This window comes from Anaerobacillus sp. CMMVII (genome assembly GCF_025377685.1).
Classification (GTDB): domain Bacteria; phylum Bacillota; class Bacilli; order Bacillales; family Anaerobacillaceae; genus Anaerobacillus.
Genome location: NZ_JACEHK010000002.1, coordinates 152,099 through 164,476 on the forward strand (window position 1 = coordinate 152,099; position 12,378 = coordinate 164,476).

The window sequence follows — 12,378 nt, forward strand, 5'->3', positions numbered from 1 at the left end:
AAAGTATATCACTTTCATTTTGGGAGTACAAGACTATCATTCTAATTTGTTTCAGAAAGGAATCTAGTTAATTTATGTCTACTCCAAAAAATATCTTTTTTAATGCACATCATTCTCCTATTGGGGCATTCTCAAGTTTTACATTAGGTTTTCCAGGTAATGGTGGCGGCTTAGATTTAGAACTAGGCCGCTCCCCAAGACAAAACGTTTATATTGGACTTGAAACAGCGGAAAAGGGGATTTTCGAAACACTCCCATTTCATTTAGATGCTGAAAGTGAAGCAGCACGTTATGATATTGAAAATCCTGATCCGAATCCGAATAAGCCGGAAATATTAGTACATTACGCAAATGAAAAATTGAAGCGAGAATTTAATGTTTCAACTGATACTTGGAAGGCAGGGGATCTTACATTTACAATTTATTCCCCAATACAGGCTGTTCCTGATCCTTCAAGTGCTTTGGAAGCAGACTTGAAGTTAGCGCTAGTGCCTGCAGTAATTGCAGAACTAACCGTAGACAATTCACATGGGAAAGAAACAAGACGAGCATTTTTCGGCTATGAAGGCTCTGATCCATATAGTTCAATGCGTCGTCTTGACGATACATCAAATTTAGTAGGTGTTGGCCAAGGACGCTTAACAGCGATCGTATCCAACGATCCTAGTATTAAGTCGGCTATGCACTTTAGTATGGAAGATATTTTGCTTAATCCCCTCCAAGAGAATTGGACGTTTGGATTAGGTAAGGTCGGCGCTTTAATCATGGATACACCAGCTGGTGAAGTAAAAACGTATCAATTTGCGATTTGCTTCCATCGTCATGGGTTTGCTACAGCTGGTTTAGATACAACGTATCTTTATACTAAGTATTTTAAAAATATTGAAGAGGTTGGCGAGTATGCACTTGCGAATTTCGGAAAATTAGTAGAGAAAGCAGTAAAATCTAATGGCATGATAACAGAAGCAAAGCTATCAGATGATCAAAAATTTATGATGGCTCATGCAATTAGAAGTTATTATGGTTGTACACAATTATTAGAACATGAAGGCAAGCCATTATGGGTCGTTAACGAAGGGGAATATCGTATGATGAATACGTTCGATCTTACGGTAGACCAATTATTCTTTGAAATGAAAATGAACCCTTGGACTGTAAAAAATGTGCTTGATTTGTTTGTTGCAAGGTACAGCTATGAAGACAAAGTTCGCTTTCCTGGTGATGATACAGAGTATCCGGGTGGACTAAGCTTTACCCATGATATGGGAGTTGCCAACACGTTTTCAAGACAACATTACTCGTCTTATGAGCTATACGGTTTAGATGGGTGTTTCTCCCACATGACACAAGAGCAGTTAGTAAACTGGATTTTATGTGCAGCTGTATATGTTGAGCAAACAGGAGACCAAGAGTGGTTACAAGCAAACCTATCAGTAGTTGAACAATGCTTCCAAAGTATGTTAAATCGTGACCATCCTGAACCAGACAAAAGAAATGGATTAATGGGTCTTGATAGCTCAAGAACGATGGGTGGAGCAGAAATTACTACTTACGACAGCCTTGATGTTTCTTTAGGTCAGGCCCGAAATAATATCTATTTAGCAGGGAAATGTTGGGCAGCCTATGTTGCACTAGAAAAGATCTTTGCTAGAGAAGGTTTAGCTGAGTTGGCGCAGGCTGCTGGAACTCAAGCAGATATAGCAGCGAAGACAATGACAGAAAATGTTACGGAGCATGGGTATATTCCTGCAGTTATCGGAGAAGGCAATGACTCAAAGATAATTCCTGCTATTGAAGGATTAGTATTCCCTTACTTTACAAATTGCCAGGAAGCCTTAGATCGTAATGGACGTTTTGCAAGTTATATTCAAGTATTAGAAAACCATTTAGAAGTGGTCTTAGAAGAAGGTATTTGCTTATTCGAAAATGGTGGATGGAAAATTTCCTCTACTAGCAATAATTCGTGGTTAAGTAAAATTTATCTATCTCAATTTATTGCTCGTCACATTTTACATCTACCTTGGGAGGAAAAAGGCGCGAAAGCAGATGCTGCTCACGTTGAATGGTTAACACATCCGACATTATCTATTTGGAGTTGGAGTGATCAGATCATTTCTGGAGAAATTTCAGGTAGTAAATATTATCCTCGTGGAGTCACAAGCATTCTTTGGCTAGAAGAATAAGTAGAGTCCCTAGTAAGAGGCAAAATATAGCTTGTTAATACTAGCTATATTAAAAGCAACAATCTTTTAGAAACAGCCATATAAAAACAAAATCACCCGTCTATCTCGATTACCCAGTAGACGGGTGAAATTTTAATGTTAAAGCACTCGGAGGCGAAAACCATGGATCAAAAACGTACAATTATACCTGCACTTCATGAAGTCTATAAAGACTATTTTTCAATTGGTGCGGCAGTTAATTCGAAGACATTAAGTTCTGACAAAGAATTATTAAAAAAGCATTTTAATAGTTTAACAGCTGAAAATGAAATGAAATTTGGACTTCTGCAACCACAAGAAGGTGTATATACTTTTGATCAAGCTGATAAACTAGTGGCGTTTGCTGATGAAAATGGGATGAAGCTAAGAGGTCATACACTAGTTTGGCATAACCAAACGTCCGACTGGATTTTTACAAATAAAGATGGATTGCAAGTGGATCGTGATACGCTTCTTGCAAGAATGGAAGCTCATATTTCAACCGTAATGGGTCGTTATAAAGGGAGCTTCTATAGTTGGGATGTTGTCAATGAAGCGATCTCTGATGATCATGCGGAATATTTGCGCCAATCGAAATGGTTAGAAATCATTGGTGAGGACTTTATTGCAAAAGCCTTTGAATTTGCTCATAAGGCAGATCCTAATGCTTCGTTATTTTATAACGATTATAATGAGTCTGATCCAGAAAAGCGCGAGAAAATATACCGTCTTGTCAAATCTTTACTAGAAAAAGATGTCCCAATTCATGGCATTGGCTTACAAGCCCACTGGAACTTGTATGCACCAAACTTAGATGATATTCGTGCAGCAATCGAACGTTATGCGTCATTAGGCTTACAACTACAAATTACGGAAATGGATGTTTCTGCTTTTGCCTGGGATGACCGACGTACAGATTTAACACAACCTACAGAGGAAATTCTTGAGCTACAAGCAAAAAGGTATGAAGAGTTCTTTAAACTTTTCCGGGAATATCGTGACGTTATTACAAATGTAACGTTCTGGGGAGCGAATGATGCGTATACGTGGTTAAGTAATTTTCCGGTGCCTGGAAGAAAAAATTGGCCATTTGTCTTGGATGAAAAAGGTACACCAAAAGAATCGTTTTGGAAAATTACTGATATCAAATAAATAAAGCAGTTTCATGTCATCCATGAAACAGGTTGGAGGTATATAGCATGAACGACCTAAAAGGAAATACAGGTTATGAAGGTTGGTTACGTTATAGTAAACTTACAAATTCTGAATTACGTAAAGAATATCATTCTTTCTTTGAAAAAATCGTTGTAACTGAAACTACAGAAGTATTAACTTCTGCAAAAGACGAACTGTTGAACGGTCTTTCATCGATTTTAGACACTAGTTTAGAAGTTACGAATATTCCTGAAGGACATTCGTATGTTCAGTTAATTACGAAAAGTAACGTTGATTTACTAAGTGGAATAGTTAGTAACAACCTTCCTTCTCAGCTTAATGATGAAGGTTACCTAATTAAGGCTATTAATGATAATAATGCGCTTGTTATCTACGGAAACACAGATAAAGGAGTACTTTATGGTGTCTTTCATTTGCTTAGACTGTTACAAACTAAAACAAGTTTGATCAATTTAGAGGTCATAGAAAATCCGAAAAATCAGCTTAGGATGTTAAATCATTGGGATAATATGGATGGGAGCATTGAGCGAGGATACGCTGGGAAATCCATTTTCTTTGAAGACAATCGTTTTGTAGAAGATTTCTCAAGAATTAAGGATTATGCAAGACTTTTAGCTTCGATTGGAATTAATGGGACGACGATTAATAACGTAAATGTCCATGAGGTTGAAACGTATTTGATTACGCCTAAGTTCCTTCCTGATGTAGCAAGGGTTGCTGATATCTTTAGAGCTTATGGAGTAAAACTGTTTTTAAGTGTTAACTATGCTAGTACGATCCAACTTGGTGGTTTAGGAACAGCCGATCCGCTTGATGTAAATGTTCGCAACTGGTGGAAAGAGAAAGCAAAAGAAGTTTACAGCTATATCCCTGATTTTGGTGGGGTTGTGGTCAAAGCTGACTCAGAACACCGTCCTGGCCCGTTTACGTATGGTAGAAATCATGCCGATGGGTCAAACATGTTAGCAGAAGCACTAGAGCCGTTTGGCGGTATCGTGCTTTGGAGATGCTTTGTTTACAATTGCTTACAAAACTGGCGTGATCGTTCGATAGACCGAGCAAGGGCGGCTTATGACCACTTCAAACCTTTAGATGGACAATTTAAAGAGAATGTATTGTTACAAATTAAAAATGGTCCAATGGACTTCCAAGTACGTGAAGGAGTTTCACCACTATTTGGTGCAATGCCTAACACCAATCAAATCTTAGAGTTCCAGGTAACCCAAGAATATACGGGGCAACAAAGACATCTATGCTATTTAATTCCGCAATGGAAAGAAATCCTTGATTTTGACACGTATGCTAAAGGTGAAGGATCAACCGTGAAGTCTGTTGTTGACGGTAGTATGTATCAGTATAAATATTCAGGAATAACGGCAGTTGTCAATGTTGGTAACGACGAAAACTGGACTGGACACACATTAGCGCAAGCGAATCTTTATGGTTACGGTCGCTTAATTTGGAACCCAGAATTGTCTTCTGAAGAAATTACTGATGAGTGGGTAAAAGCTACGTTTGGAACTGATCCAAATGTAATCGAAACAGTATCAGAAATGCTTCTTTCATCTTGGGGGATTTATGAAAATTACACATCGCCACTTGGTGTAGGTTGGATGGTAAATCCAAATCATCATTATGGTCCGAATGTCGACGGCTATGAATACGATAGATGGGGCACATATCACTTTGCGGATTGCAAAGGGATCGGTGTTGATCGAACGGTGGCAACAGGGACTGGCTTTACGGGGCAATACTTCGAAGAAAATGCGAGTCTTTACGAATCGCTGGAGACTTGTCCTGATGAACTCTTATTGTTCTTCCATCACGTACCATACACGCACGAATTAAAGTCTGGCATTACTGTCATTCAGCATATTTATAACACACACTTTGAAGGTGTTGAACAAGCAGAAGAATTAAAAAATCGTTGGTTGGCCTTAGAAGGGAAAATTGACGATGCAAGATTTAAGCATGTGTTAGCAAGGCAAGAAGAGCAAGCTGAGCATTCACAAGAATGGCGCGATATCATTAATACCTATTTTTATCGTAAATCAGGTATTGCTGATGAGAAGAATAGAAAGATCTATTAAAAGTGGGGCATTCACCCTAGCTAAAAGGATGTACTCAAAAAAATAAGAATTAGGCTTACGCCATAAAAAGACAACTTGGTGAATAGCCAAGTTGTCTTTTTGGATTGTTTTTAGAATCCATTGAGGTTAAATGCCTCTTCAGGATCCTTATGCAAAAGATGAAGGAGGTTTTTATTATGAGAATGACGTTTCGATGGTTTGGAGAAGGAAACGATACTGTTAGTTTAAAGCATATAAAGCATATTCCAGGTGTAGAAGGAATTGTATGGTCGTTACATGATCTTGCAGCTGGAGTTGAATGGCCGATGGATAAAATTCTTGAGGTCAAAAAGCAAGCTGATGAGGTAGGTTTAAATATTGATGTCGTTGAAAGTGTCAATATCCATGAAGATATTAAGCTAGGTTTACCGACGAGAGATGAATATATTGAAAACTATAAAAAGACAATTAAAAAATTAGGAAAAGTAGGAGTAAAGGTTATTTGCTACAACTTTATGCCTGTCTTTGATTGGACGAGAACCGATCTTTTTAAGGAATTAGAGGATGGTTCTACAGCTTTATTTTATGAAAAAGCGATCGTTGATGATATGGATCCACTACAACTTGTTTCGATGATTTCAGATAACCCAGATTTTACAATGCCAGGTTGGGAACCAGAGCGCTTAAAGCAATTATCTAGTTTATTCGAAGCTTATAAAGAAGTTTCAGAAGAAGACCTTTGGGACAACCTGAAATATTTTTTAGAAGAAATCATTCCAGTAGCTGAAGAAAATGATATTAAAATGGCCATTCATCCGGATGATCCACCTTGGCCAATCTTTGGTTTACCGAGAATTATGACATGTAAAGAAAATTTACGAAGACTTCTAAGCCTAGTAGATAGCCCTTCAAACGGTTTAACCCTTTGCAGTGGTTCTTTAGGTGCAAACCCTGAAAATAATGTTGCTGATATGGTTAGAGAGTTTGCCGATCGGATTCCGTTTGCTCACATTAGAAATGTAAAAGTATATGAAAATGGTGACTTTGTTGAAACTTCACATCGCAGTGAAGATGGAACGGTTGATATTTATGAAATTGTTAAGGCTTATCACGAAGTAGGCTTTACGGGGTACGCAAGACCTGATCATGGCAGACATATTTGGGACGAGAAATGTCGACCAGGGTATGGATTATATGATCGTGGATTAGGAATTATGTATATGTGGGGGATTTGGGATAGCTTAACGAGAATGAAAGAGGAGGTTAATTAATGATAACCTTAAATGAAAATTTAAAAGGGAAAGTGGCAGTTGTCACTGGCGGAGGTGGCGTTCTGTGTGGGGCGATGGCAAAAGAGTTGGCCAGACACGGAGTGAAAGTAGCGATCCTTAACCGTACCAAGGAAAAGGGAGAAATCGTAGCCGCTGAAATTAGAGAAGCAGGTGGCGAAGCAATAGCGATTGCTTGTAATGTTGTTGATGTTGAAAGTGTGAAGCAAGCAGAAGAAATTGTAGCGGCCGAATTTGGCGCTTGTGACATCTTGATTAATGGCGCCGGAGGTAACCATCCTGACGGTTCAACGACAAATGAAACGCTGAACATAGAAGACATTGAAAATCCTGAGATAAAAAGTTTTTTTGATTTAAGCTTCGAGGGTTTTAACCATGTCTTTAACTTAAATATTATTGGCACAGTCATCCCGACACAAATTTTTACGAAAAAAATGATCAATCGAAAAGGTGCCATTGTTATTAACATATCCTCAATGAGCGCACCTTCTCCAATGACAAAAGTACCTGCCTACAGTGCGGCCAAAGCAGGGATTGATAACTTTACACAATGGTTAGCGGTTCATATGGCACCAGTGGGAGTTCGCGTAAATGCCATTGCACCTGGTTTTTTTCTGACTGATCAAAACAGACGATTACTACAAAATGAAGATGGTTCACTCACACCAAGATCTGAAAAAATCATCTCACATACTCCGATGAGACGATTTGGTTCACCTGAAGACTTGTTTGGAACCTTACTATGGTTAGCAGATGAGAACCTTTCAGGTTTTGTCACAGGAATTTCGGTTCCAGTTGATGGCGGCTTTATGTCGTATTCAGGAGTTTAAGTTTTTTTCCAAAGGAGGCTAAGACATGGATGTTGTGACGATTGGTGAAACAATGGTTTGTTTCACCCCAGATTCATCACCATTAATGAGATACGCTCACACCTACTCACAGAGGTTTGGTGGAGCCGAAACGAATGTTGCTATTGGTTTGAGCAGATTAGGGCATCAAGTTGGCTGGATCAGTAAAGCGGGAAACGACGAATTTGGTAAAGCGCTTTTATCATTTGTTCGTGGGGAAGGCATTGACGTGAGCCAAGTGAAAATTGATCCGCATGCACCAACAGGGCTTTATTTTAAAGAGGTTAGAAGTGGTGATAATGTACGCGTACAATATTATCGTAAAGGTTCGGCTGCAAGTACCTTGACTCCAAATGATCTAGAGGAAGCGTATATCGCAAAGGCCAAGTATCTACATATTACTGGAATAACCCCTGCATTAAGTGATAGTTGCTATCAAACGGTCCTTCATGCAATTGCGATTGCCAAAGCAAACAGGTTAAAGGTTGTTTTCGATCCGAATCTGCGTAAGAAGCTATGGTCTGAAGAAAAAGCGAGAAGTGTTTTATTAGAAATTGCAGCCTTAGCAGATATCATTCTTCCTGGTATCGATGAAGGTTCATTTATGTTCGGTGAAACTGACCCTGAAAAACTAGGAGAATTATTTTTACAACATGGAGCGTCCGTTGTTATTTTAAAAGCAGGAGCAAAAGGTGCTTACTATTTTACGGAGTCCGAGAAGCAATTTGTACCAGGTTTTTCTGTGAAAACAGTAGTCGACCCGGTAGGAGCAGGAGATGGGTTTGCTGCGGGTATCATTTCTGGATTATTAGATAACCTACCATTAGAAAAGATCGTCGAGAGGGGGAATGCAATTGGTGCCCTTGCGACCCAGGTGATGGGGGATTTTGAAGGTTTGCCTGACCGCTTTGAATTAAACCAATTCATGTATTCTTCTTCAGATGAAGACGTTAGTAGATAAAAATATACAAATATTTTTCTTGGAGGTCCTATGAATCTTATTTATCAAATAAAGGATAGTGGAATTGTGGCGGTTATTCGTGGCGCGAATAAAGACAACATCATTCCCATCGCGAAAGCATTGAGTAAAGGTGGCGTAACAGCTTTAGAATTAACGGTAGAGACGCCAAAAATTTTATCATTGGTAGAAATGGTTGCTGATGAATTAAAAGAAGAAGCCATTGTCGGTGTTGGTACGGTGTTAGATCCTGAAACTGCTAGGGCAGCAATTATGTCAGGAGCTAAATTTGTCTTTTCACCGGTTGTAAATGTCGAAACAATTAAAATGACAAAACGCTATGGAGTTTTGAGTGTGCCTGGTGCACTTACACCAACGGAAATCCTGACTGCTTATGAACACGGAGCAGATATTATTAAAGTATTCCCTGCTAACGTCGTAGGACCTGGTTATTTTAAAGACGTTCGCGGGCCATTACCTCACATTCCAATGATGCCAACTGGTGGAATTGATGTTTCTAATGTTGGTGCTTATATAAAAGCTGGAGCAATTGCAGCTGGAGTCGGTAGTACATTAGTGAATACAAAGGCAGTGATTGATGAGGCTTATTGCACAGAGCTAACGGAGCGAGCGCGGAAATTTGTAAACGAAGTTAAATTGGCAAGAGGCACTAACTAAGAAAATGAGGATGTCCCAAAAGTGTCTGACACCACGCGGATCCTATTAAATAGAGACGTACAGATATAACATATGTCTATATTCGGTGCCTAGCGGTGTCTGACACTTTGTTTTGGGACATCCTCATTGATAGTCATTATATGGAGGGGATTATGAAACCTTTTATACATGAAGATTTCTTATTACATAGTAAAGCAGCTAAAATTCTTTTCCATGACTATGCGAAAGATATGCCTATCTATGATTATCACTGCCATTTAAGTCCGAAAGAAATTGCTGAAAACAAATCGTTTGGCAATTTAGCAGAGATCTGGCTGCATGGTGACCATTATAAATGGCGGGCAATGCGGAGTTTTGGAATTCCTGAACCCTACATTACTGGCGAGAAAAATGATTATGAAAAATTTAAAGCTTGGGCGAAAACGGTTCCCAATACGATTGGAAACCCTCTATATCATTGGAGTCATTTAGAGCTTAAACGATATTTTCAGACAGATCTACTATTAAGTGAAGACACGAGTGAAGAAGTTTGGAACCATTGTAATGAATTATTACAAACGCCAAGTTTTAGCCCCCGACAGTTAATTGAGAAGTCTAATGTAAAAGTTGTAGGTACGACAGATGATCCAATTGATGATTTGCATTATCATCAGATAATGAAAGAGAACTCAGAATTTAAAACCAAAGTTGTTCCAACATTTCGTCCGGACCAAGCGATCGAACTAACAAAAAGCACTTTTAATGAGTATGTAGATAAGTTGGCTGAAGTATCTGAAGTGCCAATTAAAAACTATGAAGAGTTATTAGGAGCATTAGATAATCGTGCTCACTATTTTCACGAAGTAGGTTGTCGAATTTCTGACCATGGATTAGAAATGTTGCCTTTTGAAGAGTGTACCTTTGAAGAGGCTTCTAAGATTTTCTTAAAGGTTAGACAAGGAGAGGCAGTTACATTCCTCGAGGAAATGAAGTACAAAACGCATACAATATTATTCTTAGGAAGACTCTATCATTCGTTAGGCTGGGCGATGCAACTGCATGTTGGTGCTATTCGTGATAATAGTGAGAGAATGCATGCTTTACTTGGCGCAAATACAGGTTTTGATTCCATTCATGACTTTTCATTAGCTAGACAATTAAATGGTTTCTTAAATGAATTAGACAAAACGAATGAATTACCAAAGACGATAGTTTATTCACTTAACCCAGTTCACAACTATGTGATTGCAACCGCTTGTGGAAACTTTCAGTCAGAAGTGAAGGGTAAAGTTCAATTTGGCTCTGGTTGGTGGTTTAACGATCAGAAAGATGGCATGCTCCGTCAAATGACCGATCTTTCAAACCTTGGTTTATTAAGTACATTTATCGGCATGCTAACCGACTCCAGAAGTTTCTTATCGTATACTCGTCATGAGTATTTTCGTAGAATCCTTTGCCAATTGATTGGTGGATGGGTTGAGAAAGGTGAAGCACCTGAAGATTATAAACACTTAGGAGAAATTGTTCAAAGCATTTGCTACAACAATGCAAAAGAATATTTTCAGATAGAAGTAGATTAACTAAAAACTCGAAAGCGGTGAATTATATGACAAACATAAAAAAAGCAAAAATGGTCATTGATAAAGAATTTAAAATTGCAGAAATAGATGAACGGATCTATGGTTCATTTATTGAACATCTAGGTAGAGCTGTTTACGGAGGGATCTACGAACCAGGACATCCCGAAGCAGACGAACTTGGCTTTCGCGAAGACGTTATCAGTCTTGTAAGAGAATTACAGGTGCCAATCCTGAGATATCCAGGTGGAAATATGGTTTCAGCATATAATTGGGAAGACGGTGTTGGCCCAAGAAAAGACCGACCGAGACGACTTGAATTGGCTTGGCGAACGATTGAAACAAATGAAATCGGTACAAATGAATTTATGGATTGGACAAAAAAGGTCAATGCAGAAGTAATGATGGCAGTAAATTTAGGTACACGTGGAATTGAAGAAGCAAGAAATTTTATTGAATATTGCAATCACCCAAGTGGAACTTACTGGAGTGACCTTCGTCGAAGCCATGGGTATGAAGCTCCTCATAAAATTAAAACATGGTGCTTAGGAAATGAAATGGATGGACCGTGGCAAATTGGTCAAAAAACAGCTGAAGAATATGGTCGTCTAGCTGCTGAAACTGGAAAAGCAATGAAGCAAGTTGACTCTTCTATTGAATTAGTTGCCTGCGGTAGTTCGGGTTCTGGCATGCCAACATTCCCACAGTGGGAGGCGACGACTCTTGAGCATACGTATGATGTAGCGGATTATATCTCGCTTCATCAGTATTTTGGTAATCGTGATAATGATTCTGCAAACTTCTTAGCAAACGGGATGGAAATGGAACAATTTATTAAAACAGTCATCTCGACGTGTGATTTTATTAAAGCTAAAAAACGTAGTAAGAAAACAATCAATCTTAGCTTTGATGAGTGGAACGTTTGGTTTCATTCCAATGATGCAGATGCCAAACTTGAACCTTGGTCAATTGCACCTCCTCAATTAGAAGATAATTATAATTTTGAGGATGCTTTATTAGTAGGTTCAATGTTAATGACCCTATTACGCAATTCAGATCGAGTAAAAATTGCTTGTATGGCTCAGCTTGTCAATGTTATCGCACCAATCATGACTGAAAATGGTGGGAAGGCATGGAAACAGACGATTTTCTATCCATATCTTCATGTGTCAACGTATGGTCGAGGCGTTTCCTTAAAACCAGTTGTTTCATCTCCAGCTTATGATACAAAAGATTTTACTGATGTACCATATTTAGATACTGCGATTGTATTTAATGAAGAAAAAGAAGAGTTAACAATTTTTGCGCTTAACCGTCATCTTGAAGAAGGCTTAGATGTAACAATTGATGTTAGGAGTTTTGAAGGCTATAAAATTGTTGAGCATTTGGTGTTAGAAAACGATGACCTTAAGGCAGTTAATACAATTGAAGTAGAAAGAGTAGCGCCACATAACAAAGGAGTCTCTTCATTAAATAATGGTCAAATAGAGGCATTGTTATCTAAGGCTTCATGGAACGTCATTCGTTTGGCTAAATAGTAAATTATTTATTATTACTGCTACTTGGACCAGTAGTTAGCAAATGCTATCAATGGTCCAAGTAG

The 12,378-nt window shown here is 38.6% G+C and carries 9 protein-coding genes; all 9 read left to right on the forward strand.

The features are described from left to right. Nucleotides 1–74: 74 nt before the first annotated feature. The 9 genes from H1D32_RS04860 to arfA all read left to right on the forward strand — a co-directional run bounded on the left by H1D32_RS04860 (nucleotide 75) and on the right by arfA (nucleotide 12,313). Nucleotides 75–2,183, forward strand: a complete 2,109-nt coding sequence (locus H1D32_RS04860; protein ID WP_261177074.1) for a glycoside hydrolase family 52 protein — start codon at nucleotides 75–77, stop codon at nucleotides 2,181–2,183. Nucleotides 2,184–2,345: 162 nt separating this feature from the next. Beyond that, a complete protein-coding gene (locus H1D32_RS04865; RefSeq protein ID WP_261177075.1) occupies nucleotides 2,346–3,353 on the forward strand; it encodes an endo-1,4-beta-xylanase in 1,008 nt (335 codons plus the stop codon). A gap of 47 nt (nucleotides 3,354–3,400) precedes the next feature. Continuing rightward, a complete protein-coding gene (locus H1D32_RS04870) occupies nucleotides 3,401–5,467 on the forward strand; it encodes an alpha-glucuronidase family glycosyl hydrolase (RefSeq protein WP_261177076.1) in 2,067 nt (688 codons plus the stop codon). A 176-nt stretch (nucleotides 5,468–5,643) separates the two neighbouring features. Beyond that, nucleotides 5,644–6,717, forward strand: a complete 1,074-nt coding sequence (gene uxuA / locus H1D32_RS04875) for a mannonate dehydratase (RefSeq protein ID WP_261177077.1) — start codon at nucleotides 5,644–5,646, stop codon at nucleotides 6,715–6,717. After that, nucleotides 6,717–7,565 carry an SDR family oxidoreductase gene (locus H1D32_RS04880; RefSeq protein WP_261177078.1) on the forward strand — a complete coding sequence of 283 codons (849 nt, stop codon included), beginning with the start codon at nucleotides 6,717–6,719 and terminating at the stop codon, nucleotides 7,563–7,565. The genes uxuA and H1D32_RS04880 overlap by 1 nt, the downstream gene beginning before the upstream one ends. 25 nt (nucleotides 7,566–7,590) lie before the next feature. Beyond that, a complete protein-coding gene (locus H1D32_RS04885; protein ID WP_261177079.1) occupies nucleotides 7,591–8,544 on the forward strand; it encodes a sugar kinase in 954 nt (317 codons plus the stop codon). 30 nt (nucleotides 8,545–8,574) lie between these two features. Next, nucleotides 8,575–9,219 carry a bifunctional 4-hydroxy-2-oxoglutarate aldolase/2-dehydro-3-deoxy-phosphogluconate aldolase gene (locus tag H1D32_RS04890; protein ID WP_261177080.1) on the forward strand — a complete coding sequence of 215 codons (645 nt, stop codon included), beginning with the start codon at nucleotides 8,575–8,577 and terminating at the stop codon, nucleotides 9,217–9,219. Between the two features lie 152 nt (nucleotides 9,220–9,371). Continuing rightward, nucleotides 9,372–10,778, forward strand: coding sequence for a glucuronate isomerase (gene uxaC / locus H1D32_RS04895; RefSeq protein WP_261177081.1), 1,407 nt, complete (start codon nucleotides 9,372–9,374; stop codon nucleotides 10,776–10,778). 26 nt (nucleotides 10,779–10,804) lie between these two features. Continuing rightward, nucleotides 10,805–12,313 carry an arabinosylfuranosidase ArfA gene (gene arfA / locus H1D32_RS04900; protein ID WP_314733348.1) on the forward strand — a complete coding sequence of 503 codons (1,509 nt, stop codon included), beginning with the start codon at nucleotides 10,805–10,807 and terminating at the stop codon, nucleotides 12,311–12,313. Nucleotides 12,314–12,378: the final 65 nt, after the last annotated feature.